Here is a 13,988-nt window from a genome sequence, read left to right as displayed (position 1 = left end):
CCGGCGCATCCGGCCGTTGATCGGCGCGCGCGACTTACCGATACTCGGGAGGCGGGCGCCCCGGTCGGCTGCCCGCCAGCATACGGTGCGGCGGTGAAACAGATCCTTCTTCTCGGTGCGGCGGGAGCGGCCATTGTGGCCGCCGCGCTGACGTATGGCCTGCGCGAGCCCGTCCGCGAGGACGCGGTGGCCATCGCCCCCACAGCCATGCAGGGCGCCACCCAGCCCGCCAACCCCCCGGCCGCCAAATCCCTGGCCCCGGCGGAGGCTCCCGCCGCGGCGCCGGCCAAGCCGGTGGTTCCGCAATTCGACGTGGTCCGCGTGATGCCCGGCGGCGAGGCGGTGATCGCCGGCCGCGCGGCGCCCGGCGCGGCGGTCACCGTGTTCGACGGCAACCGGCCGCTGGGCGAGGTCACCGCCGACCGGCGCGGCGAGTGGGTGCTGCTGCCGGCCAACCCGCTGTCGCCCGGCAGCCGCGAGCTGAGCCTGACCGCGCGCCTCGGGGCTGAGTCGGTTCCGGCCGAGCGCGTCGTCGTCCTGGTGGTGCCGGATGCGCAACGCGACGTCGCCGGCCGCCCGACCGGCCAGCCGGGTGAGGCGCTGGCCGTCGCCGTGCCGCGCGAGGGCGCCGGCGTCAGCACGGTGCTCCAGGCCCCGCCGCCGTCCAGTCCCGAGCCCGCCCGCGTCGAACCGGTCAAGGCCGATCCCGTTGCCCCCGGCGGGTCATCGAGCCGCGGTCTGCCGCCGCTGCCGCCCGGCGGCGTGTCGGTGGAAACGATGGACTACGACTCGGCCGGCCGTGTCGCCATGGGCGGCCGGGCGCAGCCGGGCAGCGCGGTGCAGCTTTACCTGGACAACATCCTCGTCGGCCGCGCCGCCACCGACCCCGACGGCCACTGGCGCCTGAGCCCCGAGCGCAGCATCGATCCGGGCGTCTACGCGCTGCGCGCCGATCAGGTGGCGACCTCCGGCAAGGTGACCGCGCGCGTCGAGTTGCCGGTGCAGGTGTCGGAGATGCCGAAGGACCTGCCGAACGGCCAGTCGCTGGTGGTCCAGCCCGGCAACAGCCTGTGGCGCATCGCCCGGCGCACCTACGGCGAGGGCCTGCGCTACACGACCATTTACGAGGCCAACCGCGGCCAGATCCGCGACCCGGACATGATCTATCCGGGGCAGATCTTCGCGCTGCCGGCGGCGAAGTAAGCCACTCGCCCAGCAACAGCAAGCCTTTGGCCGTCCCATCCCCGGCCAAAAACAGGAAGCTTCGCCGCCTCCCGCTAAAATTCTGTCAAGGGCGAGGCACCCCGACTAGAATGCGCCGCTTCATGTCAGGGGGTAAGTGACCGGCGATGACCGCCATCGATACCGTACTCGTTCCGATCCACCGCGCCGGCTGGCCGTTCATCGCGATCTTCGCGGTGGTCTCGCTCATCCTGGGCTTGGTGGTGGCGACTCCGCTGGGATGGATCGGACTGATCCTCACCGCGTGGTGTGTCTATTTCTTCCGCGATCCCGAGCGCGTGACCCCGTCCCGCGACGGGCTGCTGGTCAGCCCGGCCGATGGCCGCGTCACCATGATCGTGCCGGCGGTCCCGCCGCCCGAGCTGGGCATGGGGCCGGAGCCGCGCACGCGCATCTCCATCTTCCTCAACGTCTTCAACGTGCACGTCAACCGCGTGCCGGCGGACGGCGAGGTGATCGCCGCCGAGTATCATCCCGGCGCCTTCCTCAACGCCGCCCTCGACAAGGCCAGCTCCGAGAACGAGCGGCAGGCGATCCGCCACCGTCTGCCGGACGGGCGTGAGATCGCCTATGTGCAGATCGCCGGTCTGGTGGCGCGCCGCATCATCTGCCACCTCAAGCCGGGGCAGGTGGTGAAGGCGGGCGAGCGCTTCGGCCTGATCCGCTTCGGCAGCCGCACCGACATCTACCTGCCGGACGGCGTGGTGCCGCAGGTCTGCGTCGGGCAGTTGGCGATCGGTGGCGAGACCGTGCTGGCCGACCTGCAATCCACCGAACCGCAGCGGGTCGGGGAGGTTCGCTGATGAAACGGCCGCCCGTCTTCAGGCAGGGCGTCTTCAAGCCCGGCGTGTTCCGCAAGCGGCACCCGCGCCGGCCGCACCCGCGCTTGAAGGGGCTGTCGATCAATCATCTGCTGCCCAACGTGCTGACCGTGCTGGCGCTGTGCGCCGGCCTGACGGCGATTCGCTTCGCCATCGACGGGCAGTGGCAGCCGGCGGTGGTCTCCGTGGTGACGGCGGCCATTCTCGACGCGCTGGACGGTCGCATCGCGCGGCTGCTCAACGGCCAGAGCAAGTTCGGCGCCGAGTTGGACAGCCTGTCCGACGTGGTCAGCTTCGGCGTGGCGCCGGCGCTGATGATGTATCTGTGGGCGCTGGGGTCGGCGGGCAGCTTCGGCTGGATCGCCGCGCTGGCCTATGCGGTGTGCATGGCGTTGCGGCTGGCGCGCTTCAATTCGCGTCTGGGCGTGCCCGACCTGCCGCCGTTCGCCTTCAACTACTTCACCGGCGTTCCGGCGCCGGCCGGGGCGGGGCTGGTGCTGTTGCCCATGGTCGCCGGTTTCGAGGTGGGGCCGGCCGTCGTCGCCCACCCGGCGCTGGTGGTGACGTGGACGCTGCTCATCGGCCTGCTGCTGGTCAGCACGCTGCCGACCTTTTCCGGCAAGGGCATGCGGGTGCCCACCCACTATGTGGTGCCGGCGCTGGTCGGGGTGGGCCTGCTCGCCGCCTTGCTGGTGGCTCAGCCCTGGTGGACGCTGCTCCTGCTCGGCCTCGCCTACATGGGGACGATGCCCTTCTCGGTCCGCCAGTTCCGCAAGCTGCAACGCGCCGCGGCGATCATCCAGGCGCCGGCCGGGGACGAGAGTGCCGCCGAGCCTCCCGCCGAGCAGAAGGGCGACGCGGCTTGATCCGCCAGTCCCGGCATATCTGCAGGGCGGGCAACCGTCACACGGATTTCACGGATTGAGGCACGGATTACACGGATTTTTTTTGATGCTTGCCGCGCATCGGCGTTCCCGTAAGCCGCTGCCGTGCACGAATAGAAAAATCCGTGTAATCCGTGTTCAAATCCCCAAAATCCGTGTGAAAACCGGATTTCAGCCCAGCGCTCGTTCCGTGGTCAGCACGTGGCTGACCATTGGAACCGTCCGCAGGCAGTTCGCCACGTGGTCGGATTCGGCGCGCGCCAGTCCGACCATCTCGACGCTGATATCCAGCGTCTCGCCATCGGGCAGCAACTCGCTGCGCAGCGCGGCCGGCACCAGACCGCGCTTGGCGAACAGTTCCAGCACGCGCGGCAGCGAGCCGGGATCGGCGTCGGCACGGACGGCGAAGGTCACGCAACGGCCGGGATCGGTCGCGCGGGCTTCGGCGGGGGCGGGCAGGACGGTGGAGGATTGAACGGCAGGCATGATGCTGAGCTTTCCCTAAGGAATCTTCGATGAGCGCGGACGATGGTTCCCGGCCTTCAGAGAAGGACCGGGCCGCTAATTCGAAGAATCCGGGAAAGCTGTTCGTTCATGCCCGCGAGCCTATCCGCGAACGCCGGTCCGGTCAACGGGCCCGAGTCGCCTTCGCGTCGCGCTGGTTTGTCGCGGGTGGGTGCATTACCTCCCTATGAACGCTCCCACGAGGCCCCGATGACCGCCGACATCCTGATCCGTCCCGCCGACCCCGACGACTCGCCGGCCATGGCGCCGCTGTTGGTCGAAGCCGGTGGCGGCATCTACGAGTTCCTGCTGGACGGCGTGGTGCCGGGGGCGAGCGTGGCCGACTTGCTGATGCCCGGACTGGCGGCGCGCGAGGGCTCGTTCTCGTACCGGCACTGTGCCGTCGCGGTGGACGGCCGGTCGGTGATGGGTGTGGCGCACGCCTATCCGGCGAACTGGATGAAGAGCGTCGACCGCAGCTTCCTGCCGGCCGAACGGCTGGAGCACATCCGCACCTTCGACGCGGCGCAGGACTGGGGCAGCTATTTCCTGTCGGCCCTGGCGGTCACGCGGGCGTGGCGGCGGCGCGGCGTCGCCGCCCGGTTGCTCGACTGGGTGGAGGGGCGGGCACGCACGGGCGGCTTCGACCGCATCACCCTGCACGTCTGGGCCGACAACGCGCCGGCTCGCCGGCTCTACGCCCGGCACGGCTACATCGAGGTCGAGGTGGCCGCCATCCCCTGGCACGCGCGGCTGCCGCACGAGGGCGGCAGCGTACTGCTGCGCAAGCGGCTGTGACGGCGCCGGCCTGGGCGAATGGCGTATGCCTCATCCATTTGTATGAGAAAGACCCTTTCCCATTGGCGTAATGACGGCCGACTTTGATCTGATACTGTCACCCCCTTGAACGTTATCAAGGGGTTGCCCTTCGGATGCCCGCACGCCGATCCGCCCGCGACCTCTGGATCCTGCTGCTCTTCTCCTTCATGGTGCCGCTGCTGCTCCTGGCGGTGGTGGCGTGGCGGGATTACGGCACCGGCTTCGCCAACGCGGAGCGGCATGTCGAGCGCACCAATTCGGTCGTGTACGAACATACGTTGCGTCTGTTCGAGACGTACGCCTTCGTGCTGGACGAGATCGACCAACGCATCGCCGGCCTGTCCTGGGACGAGGTCACGGCCTCTCCGGAGATCCACCGGTATTTGAAGCGGATCGAGGTTGCCTTCCCGCAGGTCGGCAGCCTGTGGCTCAGCGACGGCACCGGCACCGGGAAGGCCAGCAGTGTCGTCTACCCCATACCGCCCAACAGCATATCGGACCGCGACTACTTCGCCGCGCTGAGGGACGGGGACTCCCGTTACATCAGCGCCGCCTACCCCGGCCGCACCACCGGCAAGCCGGCGTTCAACGTGGCGCGGCGGCGCTCGACGCCGGACGGCCGATTCGACGGCAGCATCCTCGCCTCGGTGTACGTCACCGAGTTCGTCGACTTCTTCTCGCAGGTGGTAGCCACCCCCGGCGACGCCGTGTCGCTGGTGCGCGCCGACGGCACCATCCTCGCCCGCTTCCCCGAAGGTCCGTCGGGGGTCAAGCTGCGGCCTGAAAGCGGCTTCATGCGCGCCATCGCCCAAGCGCCGCAGGGTGGTCAGTTCCGCACGGTGTCGCAGGGTGATGGAGTGGAGCGGCTGTACGCCTATCGGAAGGTGGGCGTACAGCCGGTGTACGTGCTGTACGGCCGGACCACCGACTGGATTCTGACGGAATGGCGCGGGCACGTGCTGTTCTATGCGCTGTTCGCGGTGCCCTCAGCGGTGCTGCTGGCGCTGGTGTCCTGGCTGGTCGTCCGCAAGGCACGCGCCGAGCAGGCGGCGCTGGCACGCGTCGCTGCCGAGGTGGAGCGCCGCCAGCGCGCCGAGGAGATCATTCAGAAGATCCAGCGGCTGGAGATGCTGGGCCAGATCGCCGGCGGCATCGCGCACGACTTCAACAATTTGCTGATGGTCATCACCAGCAACCTCTATCTGGCGCAGTCGCGGAGCGGGCAGGGCACCCCGGCGGCGCCGTTCATCGACACCGCCATGCAGGCCGCCTACCGTGGCGGCCAGTTGACGCAGCAGCTTCTCACCTTCTCGCGCCAGCACACCGTCAAGCCGGAGGTGGTGGACGTGAACGCCACGCTGGCATCGATGATCGACGGCATGCTGAAGCGCTCGCTACGTGGCGACATCGCCGTGGAGGCGGACCTGGCGCCCGGCGTCTGGCCGATCAAGGTGGACCGCGCGCAGATGGAGCTGGCGGTGCTCAACCTCGCGGTCAACGCCCGCGACGCCATGCCGGACGGCGGCACGCTGCGGGTGAGCGCGCGCAATGCCGTGCTGGGCGGCCTGGGGGAGGGTGGTCCGGGGGATGGGGGGGAACCGGGCGGGCTGTCCGGCGAGTTCGTGGCGCTGACGCTGGCCGACAGCGGCTGCGGCATCGACAAGGACATCCAGGAGCGCGTCTTCGACCCGTTCTTCACCACCAAGGAGGTCGGCAAGGGCACCGGCCTGGGCCTCAGCCAGGTCTACGGCTTCGCCACCCAGGCCGGCGGCACGGTGGGGCTGGACAGCCGGCCGGGGCAGGGCTCCGCCGTCACGCTGTACCTGCCGCGCAGCCACGAGGGCATGGCGCAGCCCGACGCCGCCCCAGCCCAATGCCCGACGGCAGCCGGCGGGTCGATCCTGCTGGTCGAGGACAGCCCGGAGATCGGCCGCACCGCCACCACGCTGCTGGAGGGGTTCGGCTACGCCGTGGTGCACGCCGAAAACGCCGACCGCGCGCTGGAGGTGCTCGGCAAGGGGCGACGCTTCGATCTGGTGTTTTCCGACATCGTCATGCCCGGCAGCATGAACGGCCTGGACCTCGCCCGCACGGTGCGCGAGCGCTTCCCGGCGCTGCCGGTGCTGTTGACCACCGGCTATTCGAACACCGCCAACACCGCGGAGGCGGAAGGGTTTCGGCTGCTCCAGAAGCCCTACCGCCCGGAAATCCTCGCCGAGGCGGTGAGCGAGCTGCTGGGCGAGCCGGTCGAGGCGTAAAGGTCCCCTGAAGGACACACCGCGCTGCCGCGGCATGGCCGTACGGTGCCGCCATGCGCGAATACCGCTCCTTCACCACGCAACGCCTTCTGGCCGTCGACGCCCGCCTGGAAGCCATGGCCCGCACCCAGGCCGTCGTCGAGCGCCGCCTGACCGGCGAACTGCGCGTCCTCCACATGGTGCTCGGCCTGTGGGCGATGGCGCTCGCTGGTGTGGTTACCTGGGTGAATTTGCCTGGGTGACGCTGAGCCGCGAAGCTGTGGCGTTGCCGGCAACCATTTCACACGGATTTCACGGATCTTTTCACGGATTACACGGATTTCTCCATTCGTGCCCAGCAACGGCCTTCGGGATGATCCGACGCGCCGCAAGCATCAAAAAAAAATCCGTGTAATCCGTGCATAAATCCGTGAAATCCGTGTAAACCCTGCTCCCCCAACGAAGCGCCCGGCTTCCCTATTCCTCCGCCGCCGTCACACCCTCAGGCAAGTGCCGGCGCAAGTAATCGGCCAACTGCTGCAACTCCGCCCCGCGCGGGCTTCCCTTGCGCCAGACGAGGCCGACACGCCGCGCCGGCTGTGGTTCGGCGAAGGGGCGCGTCTCCACCCCCTCCGGCGCGCGCGGCCGGGCCAGCGCCGGCAGCAGCGTGACGCCGACCCGCCCCGCCACCATCTCGCACAGCGTGTTGAGCGACGTGCCGGAAAAGCCGTCACGCTCCGGCCGGCCGTTCAGCCGGCACACCGCCAGCGCCTGATCGCGGAAGCAATGGCCCTCCTCAAGCAGCAGCAGCCGTTCGCCTGCCAGATCGCCTTCCTCCAGCGCGGCGCGCGCGATGAGCGGGTGCCCGGCGGGCAGCGCCACCGCGAACGGCTCGTCGAACACCGCCGCGTGGTCCAGGCCGGGCTCGTCCACCGGCAGCGCCAGCAGCAGCGCGTCGAGCGTGCCGGCCTTCAGCGCGTCGAGCAGGCGTCCGGTCAGATCCTCGCGCAGGAAAAGCTTCAGTTCCGGGTGGTCGCGGCGCAGGGCCGGCAGCACCCGCGGCAGATAGTACGGCGCCAGTGTCGGGATCGCGCCCAGCCGCAACTCGCCGCCCAGCGGCACCCCGGCGCTGCGCGCGGCCGCCGCGAGGTCGGTCATTTCGCCCAGGATGCGGCGCGCCCGCGCCACCGCGTCGCGCCCGGCGGCTGTCAGCAGCACCCGGCGCTGCGTGCGCTCCACCAGTTGGACTCCGAGCGTGTCCTCCAACTGCTGGATCTGCGCCGACAGGCTGGGCTGGCTGACATGGCAGCGCTCGGCGGCGCGGCCGAAGTGCAGCGTGTCGGCGACGGCCACGAGGTAGCGGAGCTGGCGCAGCGTGACGGCTTCGATCATCGGTCCTTCCTATCACACCGGTCGGAAAAGACAATTGGACCGGCCGAGCTTGCGCCATCATGTTTGGACCAATTCCAAACAATAACGCAAATGCAAGGAGCAACTGGATATGCTGACCGTTGGTGACAAGTTCCCGGCTTTCGACCTCCAGGCCACGGTGTCGCTCGACCCGAACAACGCGTTCGCCCGCATCACCGACCGGTCGGACGCCGGCAAATGGAAGGTGTTCTTCTTCTGGCCGAAGGACTTCACCTTCGTCTGCCCGACCGAGATCGCCGCCTTCGGCAAGCTCAACGGCGAGTTTGCCGACCGTGACGCGGTCGTCTACGGCGGCTCGACGGACAGCGAGTTCGTCCACCACGCCTGGCGCACCCACCACGAGGACCTGAAGCACCTGCCGTTCGCCATGCTCGCCGACATCAAGCGCGAGCTGTCCACGGCGCTGGGCATCCTCGACAAGAACGAAGGCGTGTGCCTGCGCGCCACCTTCGTGGTCGATCCGGAGGGCATCATCCGCCACGTCTCCGTCTACGACCTGTCGGTCGGCCGTAACCCGCAGGAGATCCTGCGCACGCTCGACGCGCTCCAGACCGACGAGCTGTGCCCCTGCAACTGGCAGAAGGGCGAGACCACCCTCCAGGCCGCCTGACCCCCATCGGGCCGCCTGCGGAAGGACGGACGGGCGCACTGCCCCCACCCCCGCGCCCGTCCGCGCCTCCCTCACTCATTCAAGGAATTTGCCGCCATGACCCTCGACGAGCTGAAGGGCACGCTGCCCGACTACGCCAAGGACCTGAAGCTGAACCTGTCCAACGTGCTGACCTCGCCGAACCTGACGGCGCAGCAACTGTGGGGCACGGCGCTCGCGTCCGCCATCGCATCCCGCAACGACGTGCTGGTGCAGACGATCGCCGGTGAGGCGGTCAAGGCCCTGGAGCCCACCGCCTTCAACGCCGCCAAGGCGGCGGCGGCGATCATGGGCATGAACAACATCTATTACCGCTTCGTGCATCTGTCCGGGCACGCCGACTTCAAGACGCTGCCGGCGCGGCTGCGCATGAACGTCATCGGCAACCCCGGCGTGGACAAGCTGGACTTCGAGCTGTGGTCGCTTGCCGTGTCGGCTGTCAACGGCTGCGGCATGTGCATCGAGGCGCACGAGCGCGAAGTGCTGGGCAAGGGGGCGGCCAAGGAAGCCGTGCAGGACGTGATCCGCATCGCCGCCGTTCTGCACGCCGTGGCGGCCACCCTGGATGCGGAGCGGGCGCTGGCGGCGTAAGCGATATCGCGCAGGATTGATCTGCAACGCTCGGGCGTGATATATATCGCTCATGCTGATGATCACGCCCGACCAGATCCGCGCCGCGCGTGCGCTTCTCCGCCTTGAACAGCGTGAGTTGGCAGAGCGCGCCCACGTCTCCGTCGCCACCCTGCGCCGGCTGGAGGCGGCCGAAGCCGTATCCGCCGTGTCGCCGGAGACCCTCGGTCAAGTCCGGCAGGCTTTGGAAGGTGCGGGGGTGCAATTCATCTATGGCGGCGTTCGGCGACTTGGCAAGCGAAACCCCGAAGAGGCGGCAGAACGGAAACGCCGGATCCGGGAAATTGTTGACGAGTTCAACAACAAGTATCCGCCGATTAACCCGGATTTCTCGGAAGACGACCTGTACGATGAGAATGGATTGCCCGCGTGATTGTCATCGACACGTCGGCGCTGATCGCCATTCTCAAGAAAGAGCCGGGATTCGAACAGTTCGAGGATGCCATCAGCGACGCCAAGGCATGCTTTGTATGTGCGGTTAGCGTGTTGGAAGCGGCGCTGGTGATCACCGGACGTGGACCTGCGGAATTCGGGCAGGCTCTCGACACGATCCTGCGCGACATGAAAATCGAGATCGTTCCTTTCGATGCCGGCCTTACCGCCCATGCCCGCGACGCCTTCATCCGCTTCGGCAAGGGCCGGCACCCCGCCGGCTTGAACATGGGCGACTGCGCGTCCTACGCACTCGCCAAAGCAAACGACCTGCCGCTGCTGTTCAAGGGCAACGACTTCTCCCAGACCGACATCACCTCTGCTCTCGCCTGACGGAACCCGCCTCCACCCGCTTTGTTACTCCCCCGGCTGAGCGGACGGAGAGGGCGGGAATGACGGAGTGGCTGGTCGATGTGATGCACTCGATGGGGTACGTGGGGATTTTCCTGCTCCTCGTGCTGGCGCGTGTCGTGCCGCCGGTCCCCGCCGAGACCGTCATCCCGCTGGCCGGTCTGGGCGCCGCCACCGGCGAGTACAATCTGTATGCCGTCGCCATCGCCGGCGGGTTGGGCTCGTTGGTCGGCCAGCTCGTCTGGTACCTGCCGAGCCGTCTGTTGCCGCCCGACCGGCTGGAGCGTTTCCTCAAGCGCCACGGCCACTGGCTGACCATCCGGCCGAAGCAGGTCAGGCGCGCCACCGCATGGTTCGCTGCTCGTGGCGGCCTCGCCGTGCTGTTCTGCCAGCCGATCCCCGGCCTGCGCACGCTGATCTCCATTCCCGCCGGTGCCTGCCGCATGCCGGTGTGGCGCTACAGCCTCGCCTCCGGCGCAGGCTCGATCCTGTGGACGCTGGTGCTGGCGTGGACCGGCTGCATGCTCTCGACGTGGCCGCGCATCACCGACATGGTGGGCTGGTTCACCATCGGTCTGCTGGCCTTGCTGGTCGGGATCTACCTGTTCCGCCTTGCCCGTCACTTCCACGCGTTGCGCGGCGGCGCGCCATGCGAGGAGATGCTTACCACCCTGCCAACACGATGCCGGTGAACGCGGTCCCCAGCGCCCACAGCCCGAAGCACGCCAGCCCGACGCCGGTGCAGTGGTTGAGCACCGTCAACCCCTGGTCGGTGATGCGGTGGCGCACCGCCGCCACGCCGGACGACAGCGCCAGCCACCAGCTCGACGCTCCCAGGAACACCCCCAGCACCATGGTGGCAGCATCGAACTTGCCGAGGTTGGCGCCCAGCCCGAAGCCGGCGAACACCGCGATGAAGGCAAGGATCGTCGCCGGGTTGGTCAGCGTCAGCGACAGCCCGGTCATGAATCCGGCGATGGCCGTGCGGCTGTCCGGCGCCTTTGAGATTTCCTGCTCCTCGGCGGCTGGCCTCTGGCGGAAGGTGCGGATGGCGACGGCCAGCATGAAGGCCCCGCCGACGACGCGGAACCACGTCTGGTGCCCTTCCAGGAAGGACAGCGCCGCCGACACGCCGAAGGCGGCGATGGCGCCATAGATGGTGTCGGCGACCGCGGCGCCCATGCCGGTGGCGAAGCCCATAAACGGGCCGTGCTGAATGGTGCGGCGGATGCACAGCAAGCCGATGGGGCCGACCGGCGCTGCGATGGCGATGCCCAGCACGTAGCCTTGCAGCAGCACCACCAGCAGTTCCTGGACCACCAACATCCTCCCCGAGGCAGCAGGGGCCGTGCCGACGCCGCGGCGGCCATGCCTGCCCCGCGTGCATATCCGCCCGCCGAGGTCAAGTCAACCGCCGCCGCGGCCAAGCGTCCCCTGTTTTGGCGGCTCCGACGCGGGTATTCTCCTTTCGTACGAAGCGGGGAGGGGGTGGGGATGAACCGGTTCACGGTGACGCTGGCGGCGCTGCTGGCCTGGGCACCAGCCGTGGCGGCACAGGACTTCGCGCCGGCCGTCGTCTACGACATGGGCGGCAAGTTCGACAAATCCTTCAACGAAGCCGCTTACACCGGCGCCGAGCGCTTCAAGAAGGACACCGGCATCGCCTACCGCGACTTCGAAGTGACCAACGAGGTGCAGCGCGAGCAGGCGTTGCGCACCATGGCCCGGCGCGGCGCCAGCGTGGTGGTCGCCATGGGCTTCGCCCAGGCGGCGCCACTGGAAAAAGTCGCCAGGGAGTTCCCCGGCACCAAATTCTGCCTGATCGACGAGAAGCTCGACGCCCCCAACGTCCAGTCCGTCACCTTCAAGGAGGAGGAGGGCTCGTTCCTGGTCGGCATGCTGGCGGCGCAGGCGTCGAAGACGGCCAAGGTGGGCTTTATCGGCGGCATGGACGTGCCGCTGATCCGCAACTTTCTCACCGGCTACGAGCAGGGCGTGCGCCACGCCGCGCCCAACGCCGAAATCTTCGTCAACATGACCGGCACCACGCCCGCCGCCTGGAACGACCCGACGCGCGGCGCGGAGCTGGCCAAGAGCCAGTTCGGCCGCGGCGCCGACGTGGTCTATGCGGCGGCCGGTGCTACCGGCCTGGGCGTGCTGCAAGCGGCCGCCGACGCCGGCAAGCTGGGCATCGGCGTCGATTCCAACCAAAACTTCCTGCATCCCGGCCGGGTGCTGACCTCCATGGTCAAGCGCGTGGACGTATCGGTCTACACCTGCTTCAAGGACGCCCGCGAGGGCACCTGGAAGCCCGGCCACCGCGTGCTTGGCCTCAAGGAGGACGGCGTCGCCTGGGCGCTGGACGAGCACAACCGCGCCCTCATCACGCCCGCCATGCAGAAGGCCGTGGACGACGCGCGGGCGCAGATCGTCGCCGGCACGCTGACCGTGAAGCCCTACAAACCGTGACCGTCCCCGCGCTGGAGGTTCTGGGCGTCGAGAAGTGGTTCGGCGCCAACCACGCCAACCGTGCCGTGTCGTTCGCCGTGGCGAAGGGGACGATCCACGGCATCGTCGGCGAGAACGGCGCCGGCAAGTCCACCATCATGAACATCGTCTACGGCACGCTCGCCGCCGATGCCGGCACGGTGCTGGTGGACGGCCGCGAGGCCCGTATCTCCAGCCCGCGCGACGCCATCGCGCTCGGCATCGGCATGGTGCACCAGCATTTCATGCTGGTGGAGACCTTCACCGCGCTGGAGAACGTCCTGCTCGGCTTCGAGGGCGGGCCGACCCTGGCGCCGGGCCTCGCCCGCGCCCGCGCCGAGCTGGAGCGTCTGGCCCGCGACTACGCGCTGGAGGTGGACCTCGACCGCCCGGTGGGCGACTTGGCCGTCGGCGCCCAGCAGCGTGTCGAGATCTTGAAGGCGCTGCACCATGGCGCGGACCTGCTGATCCTCGACGAGCCGACCGGCGTGCTGACGCCGCAGGAGACGGCGCACCTCTTCCGCATCCTTCGCGCGCTCAAGGCGCAGGGCAAGACCGTCATCATCATCACCCACAAGCTGCGCGAGATCGTCGAACTGACCGACGCCGTCACGGTGATGCGCCGCGGTCAGGTGGTGGCGACGCTGCCCACCGCCCGCACCGACGCGGCGGCCTTGGCCGAGCTGATGGTCGGCCGCCCGGTGCTGCTGCGCGTGGACAAGACGCCGGCCACGCCCGGCGCTCCGGTGCTGGAGGTGACGGACCTGCGTGTCGCCGAGCGCGTCAACGGTGTGGATTTCACCGTACGGTCCGGCGAGATCGTCGGTATTGCCGGCGTCTCCGGCAACGGCCAGTCGGAGTTGCTGGAGGCATTGGCCGGCATGCGCCCGGCGGCATCCGGCACCGTCCGACTGCACGGCCACGGCATGGGCCATGTGCCGGAGGACCGGCAGAAAATCGGTCTCGTCACCGGCTTCGCGGCGTTCGAGAACGCCGTCCTCGGCCGCCAGACCGACCCGGCTCTCTCCCGCGGCGGCCTGCTGTTCGACTGGAGCGCGGCGCGCGCGCGTTGTGCCCAGGCCATGGACGCCTACGACATCCGCCCCGCCGACCCGGACCTGCGCACCTCCGGCTTTTCCGGCGGCAACCAGCAAAAGCTGGTGCTGGCCCGCGAGATCGAGGGCAATCCCGACCTGCTTCTGGTCGGCCAGCCGACCCGCGGCGTGGACATCGGCGCCATCGAGTTCATCCACCGCCGCCTCGTGGCGCTGCGCGATTCCGGCACGGCGATCCTGCTGGTGTCGGCCGAGCTGGACGAGATCCGCGGGCTCGCCGACCGCATCCTGGTGATGTTCGCCGGCCGCATCGTCGGCGAGGTCTCCCCCGACACCGACGAGCGGACGCTGGGCCTGATGATGGCGGGCGTGGACCCGAAAGGCGAATCGCCGCTCACCCAACGGTCGGCTTGACCGCCGCATCGCCCGCGACAGCTTCCCTAGCG

General features: G+C 68.9%; 16 protein-coding genes. 13 read left to right on the top strand and 3 right to left on the bottom strand.

Translation table 11 applies throughout. The features are described from left to right. Positions 1-93: 93 nt before the first annotated feature. The 3 genes from ACSVDD_RS17680 to pssA all read left to right on the top strand — a co-directional run bounded on the left by ACSVDD_RS17680 (position 94) and on the right by pssA (position 2,929). Entirely contained in the window at positions 94-1,203 is a 1,110-nt protein-coding gene (locus ACSVDD_RS17680; RefSeq protein ID WP_448190694.1) for a LysM peptidoglycan-binding domain-containing protein, read from the top strand. Between the two features lie 146 nt (positions 1,204-1,349). Next, the gene (locus tag ACSVDD_RS17675; RefSeq protein WP_448190693.1) at positions 1,350-2,045 is read left to right on the top strand and encodes a phosphatidylserine decarboxylase; all 696 of its coding nucleotides are present in this window, start codon (positions 1,350-1,352) and stop codon (positions 2,043-2,045) included. Beyond that, the gene (pssA, locus tag ACSVDD_RS17670; RefSeq protein WP_448190692.1) at positions 2,045-2,929 is read left to right on the top strand and encodes a CDP-diacylglycerol--serine O-phosphatidyltransferase; all 885 of its coding nucleotides are present in this window, start codon (positions 2,045-2,047) and stop codon (positions 2,927-2,929) included. The genes ACSVDD_RS17675 and pssA overlap by 1 nt, the downstream gene beginning before the upstream one ends. Before the next feature lie 189 nt (positions 2,930-3,118). Here pssA and ACSVDD_RS17665 read toward each other — a convergent pair whose 3' ends face one another. Further along, positions 3,119-3,433 carry an ACT-like domain-containing protein gene (locus ACSVDD_RS17665; protein WP_448190691.1) on the bottom strand — a complete coding sequence of 105 codons (315 nt, stop codon included), beginning with the start codon at positions 3,431-3,433 and terminating at the stop codon, positions 3,119-3,121. A 228-nt stretch (positions 3,434-3,661) separates the two neighbouring features. Here ACSVDD_RS17665 and ACSVDD_RS17660 point away from each other — a divergent pair, with 228 nt between their 5' ends. The 3 genes from ACSVDD_RS17660 (at position 3,662) to ACSVDD_RS17650 (ending at position 6,770) form a co-directional block, all read left to right on the top strand. Continuing rightward, complete coding sequence (locus ACSVDD_RS17660) at positions 3,662-4,249, top strand: GNAT family N-acetyltransferase (RefSeq protein WP_448190690.1); 588 nt, start codon at positions 3,662-3,664, stop codon at positions 4,247-4,249. Between the two features lie 134 nt (positions 4,250-4,383). Continuing rightward, positions 4,384-6,528: a hybrid sensor histidine kinase/response regulator family protein gene (locus tag ACSVDD_RS17655; protein ID WP_448190689.1), complete on the top strand. Its 2,145-nt coding sequence runs from the start codon at positions 4,384-4,386 to the stop codon at positions 6,526-6,528. A gap of 53 nt (positions 6,529-6,581) precedes the next feature. Then, positions 6,582-6,770 (top strand): hypothetical protein, encoded by a 189-nt coding sequence (locus ACSVDD_RS17650; protein WP_448190688.1) that lies wholly within the window; start codon positions 6,582-6,584, stop codon positions 6,768-6,770. A 214-nt stretch (positions 6,771-6,984) separates the two neighbouring features. Here the strand turns inward: ACSVDD_RS17650 and ACSVDD_RS17645 are convergent, their stop codons facing one another. Beyond that, complete coding sequence (locus ACSVDD_RS17645; RefSeq protein ID WP_448190687.1) at positions 6,985-7,899, bottom strand: LysR substrate-binding domain-containing protein; 915 nt, start codon at positions 7,897-7,899, stop codon at positions 6,985-6,987. A 109-nt stretch (positions 7,900-8,008) separates the two neighbouring features. Here ACSVDD_RS17645 and ACSVDD_RS17640 point away from each other — a divergent pair, with 109 nt between their 5' ends. The 5 genes from ACSVDD_RS17640 to ACSVDD_RS17620 all read left to right on the top strand — a co-directional run bounded on the left by ACSVDD_RS17640 (position 8,009) and on the right by ACSVDD_RS17620 (position 10,692). Then, on the top strand, positions 8,009-8,548 hold the full coding sequence (locus tag ACSVDD_RS17640) for a peroxiredoxin (protein ID WP_448190686.1): 540 nt from the start codon (positions 8,009-8,011) through the stop codon (positions 8,546-8,548). A 96-nt stretch (positions 8,549-8,644) separates the two neighbouring features. After that, the gene (gene ahpD / locus ACSVDD_RS17635) at positions 8,645-9,178 is read left to right on the top strand and encodes an alkylhydroperoxidase, AhpD family (protein WP_448190685.1); all 534 of its coding nucleotides are present in this window, start codon (positions 8,645-8,647) and stop codon (positions 9,176-9,178) included. A 52-nt stretch (positions 9,179-9,230) separates the two neighbouring features. After that, positions 9,231-9,590, top strand: coding sequence for a helix-turn-helix domain-containing protein (locus tag ACSVDD_RS17630; protein ID WP_448190684.1), 360 nt, complete (start codon positions 9,231-9,233; stop codon positions 9,588-9,590). Then, entirely contained in the window at positions 9,587-9,982 is a 396-nt protein-coding gene (locus ACSVDD_RS17625) for a type II toxin-antitoxin system VapC family toxin (RefSeq protein WP_448190683.1), read from the top strand. The genes ACSVDD_RS17630 and ACSVDD_RS17625 overlap by 4 nt, the downstream gene beginning before the upstream one ends. A 59-nt stretch (positions 9,983-10,041) precedes the next feature. Then, positions 10,042-10,692 (top strand): DedA family protein, encoded by a 651-nt coding sequence (locus tag ACSVDD_RS17620; RefSeq protein ID WP_448190682.1) that lies wholly within the window; start codon positions 10,042-10,044, stop codon positions 10,690-10,692. Here ACSVDD_RS17620 and ACSVDD_RS17615 read toward each other — a convergent pair. Continuing rightward, positions 10,664-11,320, bottom strand: coding sequence for a LysE family translocator (locus tag ACSVDD_RS17615; RefSeq protein WP_448190681.1), 657 nt, complete (start codon positions 11,318-11,320; stop codon positions 10,664-10,666). The two genes, ACSVDD_RS17620 and ACSVDD_RS17615, sit on opposite strands and share 29 nt — an antisense overlap. A 174-nt stretch (positions 11,321-11,494) precedes the next feature. Between ACSVDD_RS17615 and ACSVDD_RS17610 the strand changes: the two genes are divergently transcribed. Then, positions 11,495-12,469, top strand: a complete 975-nt coding sequence (locus ACSVDD_RS17610; protein WP_448190680.1) for a BMP family lipoprotein — start codon at positions 11,495-11,497, stop codon at positions 12,467-12,469. Further along, entirely contained in the window at positions 12,466-13,956 is a 1,491-nt protein-coding gene (locus ACSVDD_RS17605) for an ABC transporter ATP-binding protein (protein WP_448190679.1), read from the top strand. Before ACSVDD_RS17610 ends, ACSVDD_RS17605 begins: the two co-directional genes overlap by 4 nt. The last annotated feature ends 32 nt before the right edge of the window (positions 13,957-13,988 follow it).

The sequence above is a fragment of the Azospirillum terrae genome (assembly GCF_053470425.1).
Note: the sequence above shows the minus strand (reverse complement) of the source record. Positions and strands in the feature narration are given on the sequence as shown.